The following is a 14,196-nucleotide window of genomic DNA, read 5'->3' on the forward strand; positions in this document are numbered from 1 at the left end:
ATCGTTCCGGCTGAGTCCGGAACCGGCCTGCCGCCTTCCCCCCATCCCAGGTACGGTACCCGGATCCGAAGACGCCCCACCGTGACAAAACCATACAACGGAGCCGGGCCGCCAACCTTAACGGGAGCGAAGTTTTCGCCAAGGTCATGCACAGGTTACGGCGCCGGCGGCCCTGAGAATGCGTACGGCCGCCGGCGCCACGGCATAAGCCCGCGGCAGCGCTTGTGTTGGTCATCTGCCCGAAAAGACATGGAAATACTCGCCGGGTAGCCTCGCACCAAGGAATCCATTCGAAAGGTAGTACGCCATGCGTGTTGGATTGATCCGGGTGATGACGACGTCGGACCGACGCCTGCTCCACGCCCACGGGAAACTCCTGCAGGAAGCATTCGGATTTAGCGTCACCTCCCGCTGTATTCCGGACCAGCCGTCCGGCGTCTACAACCAAGCGTCGCTCGATTCTGCGGCACCCAAGGTAGTCCAGCTGGCCCGGGAAATGGCAGCGGACGCCGACGCCCTGATTATCAGCTGCGCGGCCGACCCCGGGCTGGCCGCCACCCGGGCAGCCGTGGACATCCCGGTCATCGGGGCGGGCTCCGCAGCCGCTGCCGCCGCACTGACCTTTGGCGGAACGATTGGAGTCCTGGGACTCGGCGCCCACGTGCCGGGCCCGATCTCGGAAGCACTGGGGGAACGCATGCTGCTCATTGACGGGGAGGGGCGCGTCGAAACGCCCGACGCGTTCCTCATGCCTGCCGGCATCTTCGACGCCCTCGCCGCGGCCCACATGCTGGTTGACGCCGGTGCCGACGTGATCGTCCAGGCCAGCACCGGCCTGAGCAGCATCGGCATGGCGGACGTGCTCCGCCGCCGGCTCGGGGTTCCGGTCATCGACGCCGTGACGGCAGCCGGCTCCATGCTCGTCTCAGCTGTGGTCGCCCCGGACCTTCAGAAGGTTTGAGTCCCGCCGCCGGTGCCGGCGCGCCATCGGTCAATGACAACCCAGCCCCGCACCCGGATGAGGCGCGGGGCGTGGGGTGCTGCGCCGGTCCTACCTATAGACGCGAACCCAGCCGATCTGCATCTGTGAAGGCTTGGTGGCCGATCCGTCAGGGAACCAATCCAGCTGCAACGTCTGATGCATGCCCACGGAGGGCCGGTGCGCGGGATTCGTGTCGGAGAAGGTCTTCACGCCGTCGATGTATCCGGTGATGCCTGTCGGAGTCCATTCCACGGCGTAGTTGTGCCACTGGGTGGTGTCGATCGTCTTGGCCGCCGTGGTCTGGAAGTTCGAGCCGCCGCAGGCGTAGTGCAGGAAGAACTTGATCTGGGTGGTGTTGGTGCTGCCCTCGGCGTAGTCGATCTCGGCGCAGTTGGGGGAAGTGTTGTTGTTGGGCCACAGGAGCAGCACGGGGTGGTACTTCGGGTCCCGGGCGCTGGTCCGCATGCGCGTCTCCCATTTGCCGTATTTCTGCTGCGCAAATTTGGCCGACATGCCGCCCGTGGTGCCGGCCGAGTTCCCGCTGACCGTGGCCACGCCATTGGCAACCGCCCACGCCTGCGGGCTCCGCACGCCCTTGCCGGCATGTCCGGTTCCCTTGAAGACGCTCCACTTGGTGGAATCGGGGGCGCCGGCCTTGGAGAATTCGTCGCCTGCAACAACCGCACCCCAGCCCCGGGCGGTGGCGGCTTGCGAACCGTCGCCGGTCGCGGCGACGGCGGCCTGGGCCGCAACGGGCGCGGCGGCCGGCGCGGCCGGCGTCGAGACCGTAGTGGCCGCCACTTGTGCGGCGCCCGCTGCGCCCGCGACGGCCGGCGCGACGGCGGCTGCCGGTGCCGCCTCGACTCCCGGATCCGCCGTTGCAGCGGCGGTGCCGCCGACGGGTTTGGGCGCAGACGGCACCGCCGACTTAGGCGCTGTGGCCGCCGGGGACGTGGAAGCCGCGGCAGGACGCGAGGCCTTGGTGGCCGCCGAGGACGTGGAAGCCGCGGCAGGATGCGAGGCCTGGGTGGCCGGGGAGGGGGCAGTGGCGCCGGTCGTGGGAGCGACGCTGCACGCGGTCAGGGACAGTGCACCCAAGCTCAGCGCAATCGCCATTTTGTGGAGCTGTGCTGTCTTGGGGCGTGGTGTCTTCGGCTGTGCGTGTTTGAACGGTGTTTTCAGGAACAACGGACCCCTCCGGGCTTGTGACGGGCGCACACAACCGTCGCTGCCAGCGCTGCCAGCGCTGCCAGGGCGGCGGCGAGTGCGGGAAGCTTCATCCGGCCCCTGCCGCAGGAACATGGGCGAGCAGACGCCGAACGGCGCAACCGGGCCCTGAGAAAGGGCGGTCCGGGGCCCTGCATTAGGGCCAGGCCTTCGCGGCCAGCGGCCTACGTTACCTGAACGTTACCTTGACCCGCAAACCTCTCAGGACGGGTTCACGGCATTTCCCGGTGCCCACGCGAAAGAATGGACGGGTGAGTGATGCTGGCGAATTCATCGACCTCTCGCTGCAGCGGGAAGGTTCCTGGCGCCGTGCGGACGAGCTGCACGCGCGGCTGGAAGTGGAACCGGGAGGCAGGGGCTTCCGGTTCTACGGCACCTCCGTGGGTGCCGTGCGCGGGACCGTCCGGGACGCCGGCCGCCGCTATCCCGGGCTGTCCCACGATGAGGTCACCGCGCTGAGTTCCGAACTGTGGGGTTCCGAACTGCGGGACTCCGAACTGCGGACGGCGCCGGTTTTCGAGCGCCGGCTGGCCGCGGTGGTCCTGCTGCAGGCCAATGTGCATCTGCTGACTAACTCCGACCTCACCCGGCTGGAGGGCTTCATCCGGGACGCGAAGGTGCGGGACCTCGTGGATCCGCTCGCCGTCGACGTCGTCGGCCCGTTGGTGGGCGGGCTCGACATTCTGGCCAGGGTGCGGGCTGACAGCGTGCTGGATCGGTGGATGCGCGAGCCCGATGCCTGGTTGCGCCGGGCTGCGCTGCTCTCGCCACTGCTGGCGCTGCGCGCGGGCGCGGGGGACTGGGACAGATTTGTCCGGCACGCCACTGCCGTGCTCGGCGAGCCTCGAGGGCCGCTCGACGACGACGCCGACGCTGACGGCGCTGCGGTCCGGGACGCGGTTTCCCGGGTCGTGGCCGAGATGGCAAAGAGGAGGCCGGAGCTGCAATTCACTTCCGTTGGAGAGTGACGAACCGACCGATCCGAACAGGCCCCGCCGGCCCGGCCCTCGTTCGGGCTTCCGGACGTTCGGCCGTTCCGCCCGTTTAGACTTTTGGATCTCCCGGATCTCCCGGATCGCCCTGTCCGACGGCGCTGCCGGCATCGCCGGACCTGCCGCCGGCCTTTGCGGGCAGCGCGAAAGTCCTCGCCGCCCGTGACCCGGCGACGGCGCTCGCGGCTATGGTGACCAGTGCGCCCACCAGGAGGGCCGCGGCCTCGCCAGGAAGCAGAACCTGAAGCTGCGTGCCGATGCTCGCGGCCGCCACCGGCACACCGAGCTGGGCCGCAGACAACACTCCGAGGGGCAGCGGAAGACCCAGGAACACCAGGCCGGCGTGCGTCAGCAGAGTCCCTACTCCCAGGGCCACACCGAGGGCAATCATGTCCGGATGCCCGGCCAAGTCCTTGAGCGTCAGTGAGGCGCCCAGCCAGACGAAGAACAGCGGCGCCAGGAAGCCGTCGCTGAGGGCGAACAGTTGCCGGGCCAGGCGCCTGGGTTCGCCGACCGCAGCCATCACAAGGCCGAAGGAAAAGCCCGCCAGCATCACCGACACATTGCTGAACGTCGCCACGGCGGCCAGGGCGAAAAGTACGGCCAGCTGGATCCTCAACTCCAGGGCGAACTTGCGCTCTTCCGAGAGCCGGTGCACGCGCCCGCGGATGCCTCTGTCCTCCAGCCAGCGCAAGCCGACGTAGAGCACCACCGCGCAGCCGGTCACCGTGAGTACACCAAGCGCCGCGCGGCCCGCGTGCGGCGGATCCACGAGGATCGGCAGCGCCACAATGCAGGCTGTGTCGGCGATTGCCACCTGCGCGGTCATGGCGACGACGTCGGGTCCGCCCAAGCGCAGGGAATCGATGATCGGAAGGACCAAGGCGGCCGAGGATGATGCCAGCAGCACGACGTAGAGCGGAGCATGTCCAGTGCCGAAGAGCAGGCCGATGCCTGTTCCGACTGCCACCGCAGCCGCCGCGGCCGCCGTGGCCCGGCTGGCGCCTTTGCCAAGGGCGGAGCGGATCTGCGGATCCCGCACGGGAACATGGGTCCCGGCCACAAACATCATCAGTGCAAACCCGACGTTGGCCAGCAGGGTAAACGTCGGATCGGACGGGTCCACTAAGCCCAGGCCCGACCGCCCGATCACGATGCCGGCCAGCAGTTCGCCCATCATTACCGGCAGACGCCAGCGCGCCGACAGTGCCAGCAGCGGGCCGGCCAAAGAGACGACGGCGATGAGCGCCAGGGAGAGGAATGTCACGACTCGGCGCTGCGGGCCGGTATCGGGCCTGACCGCCGCTCCACCACCGCGTAGGCCTTCCCGTCCAGGAAGGCCCAGTCATTGACCACCATGTACCCGAGGGCGTCCACCCGATCATTGAGGACGTGCTCGTCGAAGCCGCCGTCGCGCGGTTCCGCGTCCCACGTGGTGATGTGGACGTCCTGGCCGTCCAGGATCAGCAGCTCGGTGTTGACGTCGAAATCCTCCTGGGGCTGATTGCTCAACTGGCAGATGGCGACACAGTGGCTGTTCATTTCGGGCCTCCGCTTCTGCGTGGTGCTGATGGCATCATCCTACGTTCGGATGCGGCGCCGCCCCATGGGCAATTCCCGGACCGCAATGTGGCCGCCGTTACCTGAATGTGACTTTTGCATGCGGTTCGCGTTACGGTGGATAAGTGCCTGTTGTCTCCGATACGGGCGCTCCCCAGCCGATTGCCTAACTCTGCCGCGGCCCGGGGGTAACTCGCATCAACGACCGGCAGAGACGGGGAAACCACTTTTGGCCTGCTGCTTACGCAGGTCTTGGGGTGAAGCCGCACGGTGCCCGCAACGACGGGCCCGGGAGTGTGGCCGGGTGACTCCCATCCGAATCCGACAGCTCACCTCGCAGGCATTGGGAGAGGCTACATCCATGTCTTCAATCAATACTTTTGCGCGCCATGCCGCCGTCCTCGCCGCCGCATCCGGCCTGGTCCTCACCAGCGGAATGGCAGCCAACGCAGCCGCAGCACCGGCACAGCGCGACTCCGCTCCGGCGTCCAAAGTGGACGTCAAGGGACTGGTCAGCGCTCCCGTCAGGGCCGATTCAAGTGTCAAGATCAGCTTTGCCCGCCCCGCGGTAGCTACCGTCGCGGCGCCGGCTCCCGCCGCAGCGCCGGCCGCGGCGCCCGCCGCGGCGCCTGCCGCAGCACCCAAGGCAACCGTGAAGGTGCAGGCCGCTCCGGCCGCAGCACCCAAGGCAACCGTGAAGGTGCAGGCCGCTCCGGCAGCAGCGCCTGCCGCGGTGCCCGCCGCCGGCGGACGCAACGCCATCATGCTCTCGGCCGCTTACAGCCAGCTGGGCATCACCCAGGACTGCACCGCGATGGTGGAAAAGGCCCTTGGCGCCGCGGGTAAGCCCGTCGGTGACATCGGTCCCCGGGCATTCCTTGGCCTGGGAACCGTCGTGGCGACCCCGAAGCCCGGCGACATGGTGGTCCAGTCCGGTCACGTTGGCATCTACGCCGGCAACGGCCAGGTGGTCAGTGGCGGGATGAACGGCACCAACCAGACGATCGTCCACCCGCTGTCCTGGCTGACCGCGACCGGCGGCGTGACCTTCGTCCGCGCCTAAGCCACACGGCCCCTTCCAGGGCTACACAGTCCGGAAAAGACCGGCGATCGATTTCCCTTGGGGGCAATCGATCGCCGGTCTTTTCCTGTTCTCAGGGATTTCCGCTCCGGGCCAGCGGAAGCGTCAATTTCATGACCGTTCCCTCGGCACCCGTCGCGGCCACCGCGACAGTGCCGCCGGCAGCGACGGCGATCTCCCGAACTAAAGCCAGGCCGATGCCAAAGCTCCGCTGTCCCTGTGAACCGTCAGCGCTGGCGGTCCGCACGAAGCGGTCAAAGATCCGGGCCTGATCGACGCCGGTGATTCCGGTCCCCGTGTCCGACACCGAGATGACGGCGCGGCTGTGCTCGATCGAAGTCGTAATGGACACATGGCCGCCCGTAGGCGTGTGGGCAAGGGCGTTGTCCGCCAGGGCCAGCACGGCACGGCGCAGCGCATTCTTCTCGATCCGGGCCAGCGGCCGGGCATCGGCCACGAAATCCAGGCGCACCTCACGCTGGTCCGCGACCAGTTGGAGGCTCCCGGCGACGCTGGCGGCGGCGTCGGCAAGGTCGGCCGGCGGTGCTGAACTGTCCGGGGCTTGCGCGGTTGCCGCGAGGAGCAGTTCGTTGACAATCCCGGTCAGCGTCGCTGCGTCCTCCCGGATCCGGGCAAGGTCTTGGCCTTGCCTGGAGCCGGGCACGGTGTTGCGCTGGGCAAGCTGGATCCTGGTGTCCAGGATGGTCAAGGGCGTGCGCAATTCGTGGCTCGCGTCCTGGACAAAGCGCCGTTGCCTGGCCAAGGCATCTCCGAGGGGACGGATGGCGCTGCGCGCGCTGAGCCACCCGACGATGCCGGCCAGCAAGATTCCCGCCACCCCGGCGATGACCATGGCTTCGAGGACATCTTTGGAATCCAAGTACGCGTAGGCAGTCCCGGCCGCCGCCGAGCCCGGCACTTCGGGATGGGCCAGTTGATTCATGAGGAAAAGCGCCGTGGCGGCGAGCAGCCCGAGAACCATGACCGCGCACGCGGCGCTGATCCGCAACGCGACCTTGAGCGAGGCCTTGCGCAGGATGGAGTGGTCCGGGTTTCCGGCGGTCCCGCCGCTACTCATGAGCATCGCCGATCTGGTAACCGACGCCGTGCACCGTGCGGATGACGGCCTTGGAGATTTTCCGGCGCAGGTGATGAACATAGGTATCGATCACGCCGGGCTGATCCGAGGCGTGGAAGTACGCCGTGAGGAGCTCGTCCCGGGTGAAGACGCGGTCGGGTTCCGCGGCCAGGGCTGCGAGCAGTTGGCCTTCTTTTGCGGTCAGCGACACCGTGAGCCCGTAGACGGACCGGACGGAGCGCCGCGTCGGATCCAGTTCCCAGTCCCCGATCATCACCCGTGCCGGGGCCGGAGAAGGGAAGGTGCGCGTCAGTGCGCGCAGGCGTGCTGCCAGTTCGCCGGCGTCGAACGGCTTGGTCATGTAATCGTTGGAACCGGCATCCAGGCCCCTGACCTTTTGGTCGGCATCGCCCAGCGCGGTCAGGATCAGGATGGGCGTGGCAATGCCTTTCGACCGCAAAGCCGCGATGAGGGCGATGCCGTCCATCACAGGCAGCCCGCGGTCGATCACCATGACATCCCAGGCCCCGGTGAGCCCGTGGTGAAGGCCATCACGGCCGTTGGTGACCAACTGGACCCGGTAATCCGGGTCCAGGAGCTCGGCGATGAGCGGTCCCAGGACGGCGTCGTCCTCGACGAGCAGCAGGGACGGGCGGTCAGCGGTAGTCATGTCAGCTATTCTTCCGCGGCCATTTCCTTAGTCCGCAATCCGTCCTCGGATCCCGTGGCCGTGTCGCCGGCCGCTGGGGCTGCGGTGGCGTCGGGGCGCTGGCTGTTGCGGCGGCGCTTGAGGAGCTGCACCACCCACGGCACGACGGAAATGAGGACCATGGCCACGGCAATGACGTCAATATTCTTGGCGACGATGTCAAAGTGTCCCAACCAGGTGCCAAGCATCGTCACGGACACGGCCCATGCGGCCGCGCCGGCGATATTCCAGAGGGTGAAGTACTTGTACTCATAGCGCGCGATCCCGGCTGTAAGGGGAGCAAACGTCCTGACCATGGGGACGAAGCGGGCCAGCACGACGGCGGCCCCGCCGTGGCGGCGGAAGAAGTCCTCTGTGGTGGTCAAGCGCGCTGTCTTCAGGATCCGGGCGTCGTCCTTGAACCATCGACGGCCAAATTTCCGTCCCAGCATGTAGCCGACCTGATCCCCGGCGACGGCAGCCGCGGTGACGACGCCGATCAGCACCGGCAGCGTCAGTTGCAGCTGTTGGTGCAGAAGGCCTGCCGTGAACAGCAGCGAGTCCCCGGGCAGGAAGGGAAAAAGCACGCCCGATTCGATGAAGACCATGACCGCGATGACGCCCAAAGCGGCTGGACCCAGCCCGGCGAGCAGGCTTGCCGGGTCCAGCAGTGAAGGTGTACCGGCGGCGTCAGCGGCCGGAAGTAAGGAGAAGACTTCCAAGGCGTGCATTCTCATTTCCTCTCAGGGCCCGGCGACCGGATGGCGGACGGGGCACGAAGCCGGTCGGCGATCCGGGGCGCGATCACGTTCCACAACCCTGCAAGCATGACCACCGCTGCGCTCGCGGCCAGGAACGAAGCCGCGACATCCGTGGGGTAGTGGACACCGATATACAGCCGCGACCAGGCTACGACGAGCGCCATCGCCGCCGCGCCGACGGCGGTGACCTTGGCCCAGCGGGTGCCGCGGGCCAGGAAGTACACTGCGAATCCGAGTGCCACCGCAAAGGACACGTGGCCGGAGGGGAAGCTGTTGGAGCCGGTTTCCGGAGCCAGGGGATCGAACAGCAGGGCGGGGTTGGGCCGCTGACGGGCCACGATGATCTTGAAGAATTCACTCGCCACCCAGCCGGACGATGCGACGAGGCCGAAGGCCAGGGCTTTGACAACTCCGCCCCGGAACAGCCAAATGTAAAGCGCCGCGGCGCCGATCAGAGCGAGACCCGCCACCGGTCCAAACACGACATTGAGCGCCATCGCGACGGCGGTCAAGGCAGCGGCGTGATGCTGGCTGAGGTCCTGATCGACACCGAGCTCGGCGGCGCTAAATCCCGGCGTCAGCTGCGCCGCCAGGCCCAGTGCCACGACGGCAGCGGACAGCACAATGCCCAGCAACAACCATTGGCGGACGTGGGGAAAGGCCCACAGTCGCGGCCCCGCGGAAGGGCGGCCGGCTTCGGGCCGGCGCAGGGCTCCATCGCGGCTTGGTGCCGCATCGCGTCTAACAGGGGCAGGTCCAGTCATGGGATCCTCCGGCTCGGGACAAGGGCGCCCGGAGAGGCGCCACCCCCCACTCTCCCGCCAGGCGTTTAAGAAACGCTTAAGAAGTGCCGAAGGGGAGTGCCGCTGCGCCGGCTACGCGGCGTAGCGCAGCAGCGCCACCCCGTTGCCAAAGGCGTGCGTCTCCAGCAGCCGGAGCTGGGCTCTGCTGTCCGCAGCCTTGAACAGCGATCTGCCCCGGCCAATCAGTACAGGATGGACGTACAGCCAGTATTCGTCGATCAGCCCGAGCCGCCGGAAAGTGTCGGCGAGATCCGCCCCGCCAAGGGCCAAGTCCCCGCCCGGCTGGGATTTCAGGGCCAGAACTTCTTCCGCCACCACATCCCGGACGACTGTTGTGTTCCAGCCGGCCGTCGTCAGCGTCCGGGAGTAGACGTACTTGGGCATGTCCCGCCAAATCCGGGCGAACTCGGCCATCGTGGCGCTGCTCGCGGGGTCCTGGTCCGCCGTCGGCCAAAACCCCTCCATCAGCTCATACGTGACCCTGCCGTCCAGGAAGGCGCCCATGGTGGCGAACTGGCCGTTGAAGTGGCGGTGCAGTTCGTCGTCGACCATGTGCCAGCTGATGTCACGGTCCGGTCCCTCGAAGAACCCGTCGAGGGACACCTGCATGGCCAGGATGATTTTTCGCATCGCCGCTCCTTACGTTTCGTCCAGAGTACGCCGCCACTTCGCGTGTCTGAGGCAGTTGTTCCCGAGGCGCGCCCTTGCGTGGGGAGCCGCGAGCGGTAAGAATGCTGGGAGTCTATGGCCCCACCGCGGTCAGTTACCTTTGGGGGAGGAACTATGCCTGCGAACCATTTCGCACTAAAGCCTGGGGCCGGTCCGGATGACTGAGCCGACGCCGCGCCACTACCGATCCGGCGCGCACAGAGCTGGCGACGGATCCAAGCCCGGCTCGCGGCCCATCGCCAGGCGAGTCGAATGGATCCGGCCGCAGCATCTGACTGCGGCAGCGGTCGCACTTGCCCTTGTAACTGCCGGTGGCGTCTACGCAGGCGTCCAGGCAGGGGTACCGGCTGACCCGCCTGCCGCTGCGGCGACCGCTGTGGCACCCTCGACAGGGACCGCCGTCGCGCACGCGCCGGCCGCCCACGCCAGCCGGACAGCTCCGGCATCTGACCCGCCAGCTGAAGTGCCAACAAAAGCCCTTGCCGTGCCTGCTGTCGCGGTCCCGGCCATCGGCCCCAAACTGGACGGCCAGATCAGCGCGATCATCCAGGCCAACAGCGCTTACGCGGTGGGGGTGTCGCTGATCGATCTTTCCGACGGCGTGGTCCACAGCTACGGAGCCCGGGACAAGTTTGTCGCCGCCAGTACGGCCAAGATCCTCGCCGCGTCCGCGTATTACCACCTGGTGGAGACCGGGCGCGCCTCGCTGACTGCCCCGCTGGGCGCCTCGACGGCCGAGGCCCAGATCCGCCAGATGGTCCAGCAAAGCAACAACGATTCATGGGCGCTGATCCTGCGGGCGGTGGGTCAGTGGGGCATAACGGACTACGCCGCCTCGATCGGGATCACGTACGACCGAACGGTGAACCTGCTGACTACCGCAGAAATGGCCCGGACCCTCCAGCTGCTCTACACGGGAAAGCTGCTCAATGCGCGCAACACCGCCCAGCTCTTGTCCTACATGCAGAACACCAACTTCGAGACGCTGATCCCTCCCGCGGTCCCGCCGGGTGTCCGGGTTTTTCACAAGTACGGGCTGCTGTTTGGCAACCTGCATGATGCCAGTGTCCTGGTTCAGGACGGCCGGGCCTTCGTGTTCGTCGTGTACACCCGCGGCCTGAACTACTCGGACATGGGTCCCCGGACCCGTATCATTCAGCAGCTCACCCGGACCGTGACCGCCGCCCTGTTCTAATGGGTGGGGTTCTGACGGTGGTCAGACTGTGGCCGGCCCGGCAACCCGTTCCCGATCGCGTGTCTTCCTGGATTTGGCGAACCGGAGGTAGAGCGAGGGCACGATGAACAAATTGAGCAGGGTGGAGGTGACCAGGCCGCCCAGAATCACGACGGCCATGGGGTGTTCGATTTCATGGCCGGGGATGTTGCCCATGACAACCAGAGGCACCAGGGCCAGCCCGGTGGCCAGAGTGGTCATGAGAATCGGCGAAAGCCGCTCGGCCGCCCCGCGCAGCACCAGGGCGCGGCCGAAGGTTTGGCCTTCATAGGTTTCCAGATGCTGGCAGTGGTTGATCAGCAGGATGCCGTTGCGCGCAGCGATCCCCATCACCGTGAGGAAGCCAACGAGGGACCCGAGGGACAGGACTCCGCCGGTCATGAAGGCGGCAATGACCCCGCCCACCAGGGCCACCGGCAGGGTGAGCAGAGACAAGAATGCCAGCCGCCAGCTCCGGAAGGACGCCTGAAGCAGCAGAAGGATCAGGACAAGTGCCGCCGCGGAGTAGATCATCAGGCGGTTCGTTGCCGCCTCGCGTTCGGTGTATTCGCCGAGCAGCTGCACGCTGTAGCCGGTAGGGAGATCCAGGCTGGCCAGGCGCGACTTCAGTTCGCTGGCCACCTTTCCCAAGTCCGCTCCCTGGGCCAGGAACGATCCCACCTCCACGCGGCGGGATCCGTTAGTGCGGTCGATCTGGTTCGGTGTCGCCTGCAGGCTCACGTCGGCGACGTCGGCAAGGCGAACCCGCGTTCCACTGGGGGTATCGATGGGCAGATCCTCGATGCTGGTGACGGACGAGCGGGTGGCCGGAGTGCTCCATACCTGGACGTCGTAAGCCCGGCCGTCCCGGAAGACGTCGCCGACTTCCTCGCCTGCCACGAGTGTCGCTGCTGCGCGCCGGATGTCGCCCGGTTTGAGGCCGTACTTCTGCGCCGCGGCCAGGTTAACCGTGACGGCGATCTGGGGGACTTCCACCTCCAGGGAGACATGCGGGTCCTCGGTGCCCTCGATCGAGTCCATGATTGCCTTGACCCGTTTCGCCTGTTCCCGGAGCACCTTGAGATCGTCTCCGTAGACCCGGACCAGTATGGGTTCGCTGGCACCGGTGATGACCTCTTCAATCCGTTCCTTCAGATAGGTCTGGACGTCACGGTGCAGCCCCGGGTAGCCGTTGACCACTTCCTCCACAGCGGCCACCGTCTTGTCGTAGTCGGCGTGGCGGTCGATGCTGATCCAGTGTTCGCCGGCGTTTACACCGACGATCTCGTCCGCGGCGAATGCCTGCCCGATGTGCGTGCCACAGTTCAGGACGCCGGGGACCTTGAGAAATTCCTCACAGCCGCGCTGGGAGATCCTGAACTCTTCCGCGGCAGAGGTTCCCGGTTCCGAGATCCAGTGCATCAGGAAATCCCTTTCCTTGAACGTGGGGAACAGGGACGAGCCCATCAGGGGAGCGAGGACCAGGCCCACTACCGCCAGCACGCCAAAGCCTGCATAGCCGAACCGGGGCCGGTTCATGGTCTTGGAGAGGGCAGCGTGGTAGCCGCGTTTGAGCACACGGACCAGCGGTGCGTCGTGTTCTTCCAGTTTGGCGTTGCCCAGCAAAATCAGGGCAAGGGCCGGCGTCACTGTCAGCGCCACCAGCATGGAGGCAAGGACAGCCAGGGTGTAGGAGACGGCCAGCGGCCGGAAGAATACCCCGGTCAGCCCGTCCAGGAAGAAGATCGGTACGGCGGCGACCACAATGATCAGGGTCGCGTAGACGATCGGGCTCCGCATCTCCAGAGAGGCTTTCAAAACCACCGATGCCGCAGGTTCGTCACTGTGCCCGGCGCGTCGCTGCCTGAGCCGGCGCATGATGTTTTCGACGTCGATGATCGCGTCATCCACCACGACTCCCACGGCGATGACCAGACCCGCGAGCACCATCGTGTTGATTGCACTGGAGGTGAAATAGAGCACCAGCGCGGCTGTGAGCAGGGACAAAGGAATGGCGACGATGCTGATCAGGGCCGTGCGCCACTGGAAGAGGAACGCGACGAGGATCATGACGACGAGCAGGCAGCCGAGCAGCAGCGCAATACTGAGGTTGGAGATCGCCTCCTCAACGAAGCTGGCGGGCCGGAAGATCGTGGTGTCGAAGTTGATGCCGCTCAGGCCCGGCTGCATCTCGTGGAGGGCCTCCTCTACCCCCTTGGTCACCTCAAGTGTGTTGCCCCACGGCAGCTTCTCGACGATCAGCATGAGCCCGTGCCCGTTGTTGATCACGGCATCACCAATCAGCGGCTGATGGTCCTCCACAACCTGGGCCACATCGCCCAGATGCAGCGCCACCCCGTCCTTTTCCCGAATGGTCACCTTGGCCAGATCAGCGGGAGTCTGGATAGGCTGGACGTGGCGGATCCCCATTCTCTGGGTCGGGCTGTCAATGAATCCACCCGTTCCGATGAACCGTCCGGGCGAGTATTTCAGCAGACCGGCGTCGAGGGCGCCGGCGGTGACTTCCATGACCTGGTTGAGGGAGACGTTCTGGGCCTTGAGCTTGTCAGGTTCCACCTGGACCTGGAGCATCTGCAGCCGCTCGCCCCAGATGGCCACATTTGCCACCCCGGGGACCCGCAGCAGCCGGGCCCGGATGGTCCAGTAGGACAGCATGGACATTTCGATGAGCGAATGTTCCGAGGACGTCATGCCGATCTTCATCACGCGGCTGGTCGCAGACAGCGGCTGGAGCATCACCGGCGGGGCCGCCCAGGTGGGCAGCGCCGCGGTCACCGCAGCCATCCGTTCCGATACGAGCTGACGGGCGTTGAGCAGATCAGTGCCCTGATGGAATAGCAGCACGATCGACGAGAGCTGGGGTACGGACTTGGACCGTATCTCGTCCAGGCCCGGCATGCCGCTCACGGCGGCCTCGATCGGCACACTGACCAGCTCTTCGACTTCCTGGGCGGTCAACCCGAGGCACGCGGTCTGGATTTCCACGCGTGGCGGGGCGAATTCCGGGAAGACGTCCACCGACGCGGAACTCAACTGCAGGGAGCCGAGCAGCATCACGGCGCATGCGAGGGCGACAACAACCGTCTTGAAACGGAGGCTTATCCCGATGAGCCAGCGCATG

The 14,196-nt window shown here is 66.6% G+C and carries 13 protein-coding genes and 1 riboswitch; of the genes, 4 read left to right on the forward strand and 9 right to left on the reverse strand.

Going from position 1 to position 14,196, the window contains the following annotated elements; translation table 11 throughout:
- The first annotated feature begins 307 nt into the window (after positions 1-307).
- Positions 308-961 (forward strand): aspartate/glutamate racemase family protein, encoded by a 654-nt coding sequence (locus BLQ10_RS16110; protein ID WP_091563781.1) that lies wholly within the window; start codon positions 308-310, stop codon positions 959-961.
- 90 nt (positions 962-1,051) lie between these two features.
- Here BLQ10_RS16110 and BLQ10_RS16115 read toward each other — a convergent pair whose 3' ends face one another.
- Positions 1,052-2,098 (reverse strand): glycoside hydrolase family 16 protein, encoded by a 1,047-nt coding sequence (locus BLQ10_RS16115; protein WP_175558657.1) that lies wholly within the window; start codon positions 2,096-2,098, stop codon positions 1,052-1,054.
- A gap of 362 nt (positions 2,099-2,460) precedes the next feature.
- Here BLQ10_RS16115 and BLQ10_RS16120 point away from each other — a divergent pair, with 362 nt between their 5' ends.
- Entirely contained in the window at positions 2,461-3,177 is a 717-nt protein-coding gene (locus BLQ10_RS16120) for a DNA alkylation repair protein (RefSeq protein ID WP_091563783.1), read from the forward strand.
- 76 nt (positions 3,178-3,253) lie between these two features.
- Here BLQ10_RS16120 and BLQ10_RS16125 read toward each other — a convergent pair whose 3' ends face one another.
- Together BLQ10_RS16125 and BLQ10_RS16130 are read right to left on the reverse strand one after the other, a co-directional pair.
- Positions 3,254-4,468, reverse strand: coding sequence for a cation:proton antiporter (locus BLQ10_RS16125; protein ID WP_091563785.1), 1,215 nt, complete (start codon positions 4,466-4,468; stop codon positions 3,254-3,256).
- Positions 4,465-4,743, reverse strand: a complete 279-nt coding sequence (locus BLQ10_RS16130) for a hypothetical protein (protein WP_091563787.1) — start codon at positions 4,741-4,743, stop codon at positions 4,465-4,467. Before BLQ10_RS16130 ends, BLQ10_RS16125 begins: the two co-directional genes overlap by 4 nt.
- A gap of 171 nt (positions 4,744-4,914) precedes the next feature.
- Positions 4,915-5,118: riboswitch (cyclic di-AMP (ydaO/yuaA leader) on the forward strand.
- Between the two features lie 4 nt (positions 5,119-5,122).
- Between BLQ10_RS16130 and BLQ10_RS16135 the strand changes: the two genes are divergently transcribed.
- Entirely contained in the window at positions 5,123-5,824 is a 702-nt protein-coding gene (locus BLQ10_RS16135) for a hypothetical protein (RefSeq protein ID WP_091563788.1), read from the forward strand.
- A gap of 91 nt (positions 5,825-5,915) precedes the next feature.
- On the opposite strand, the gene BLQ10_RS16140 is transcribed toward BLQ10_RS16135, so the two are convergent.
- The 5 genes from BLQ10_RS16140 to BLQ10_RS16160 form a co-directional block, all read right to left on the reverse strand.
- The gene (locus BLQ10_RS16140) at positions 5,916-6,920 is read right to left on the reverse strand and encodes a sensor histidine kinase (protein WP_091563790.1); all 1,005 of its coding nucleotides are present in this window, start codon (positions 6,918-6,920) and stop codon (positions 5,916-5,918) included.
- The gene (locus BLQ10_RS16145) at positions 6,913-7,590 is read right to left on the reverse strand and encodes a response regulator transcription factor (RefSeq protein ID WP_091563791.1); all 678 of its coding nucleotides are present in this window, start codon (positions 7,588-7,590) and stop codon (positions 6,913-6,915) included. Before BLQ10_RS16145 ends, BLQ10_RS16140 begins: the two co-directional genes overlap by 8 nt.
- A 5-nt stretch (positions 7,591-7,595) precedes the next feature.
- Positions 7,596-8,339 (reverse strand): DedA family protein, encoded by a 744-nt coding sequence (locus tag BLQ10_RS16150; protein WP_091563793.1) that lies wholly within the window; start codon positions 8,337-8,339, stop codon positions 7,596-7,598.
- A 2-nt stretch (positions 8,340-8,341) separates the two neighbouring features.
- The gene (locus BLQ10_RS16155) at positions 8,342-9,133 is read right to left on the reverse strand and encodes a phosphatase PAP2 family protein (RefSeq protein ID WP_254785610.1); all 792 of its coding nucleotides are present in this window, start codon (positions 9,131-9,133) and stop codon (positions 8,342-8,344) included.
- 111 nt (positions 9,134-9,244) lie between these two features.
- Positions 9,245-9,802: a dihydrofolate reductase family protein gene (locus BLQ10_RS16160; RefSeq protein WP_091563796.1), complete on the reverse strand. Its 558-nt coding sequence runs from the start codon at positions 9,800-9,802 to the stop codon at positions 9,245-9,247.
- Positions 9,803-10,325: 523 nt separating this feature from the next.
- Between BLQ10_RS16160 and BLQ10_RS16165 the strand changes: the two genes are divergently transcribed.
- On the forward strand, positions 10,326-11,036 hold the full coding sequence (locus tag BLQ10_RS16165) for a serine hydrolase (RefSeq protein ID WP_254785611.1): 711 nt from the start codon (positions 10,326-10,328) through the stop codon (positions 11,034-11,036).
- Between the two features lie 21 nt (positions 11,037-11,057).
- On the opposite strand, the gene BLQ10_RS16170 is transcribed toward BLQ10_RS16165, so the two are convergent.
- Positions 11,058-14,195, reverse strand: coding sequence for an efflux RND transporter permease subunit (locus BLQ10_RS16170; protein ID WP_091563800.1), 3,138 nt, complete (start codon positions 14,193-14,195; stop codon positions 11,058-11,060).
- Between the last annotated feature and the right edge of the window lies 1 nt (position 14,196).

Source organism: Arthrobacter sp. ok362 (assembly GCF_900102785.1).
GTDB lineage: Bacteria > Actinomycetota > Actinomycetes > Actinomycetales > Micrococcaceae > Arthrobacter.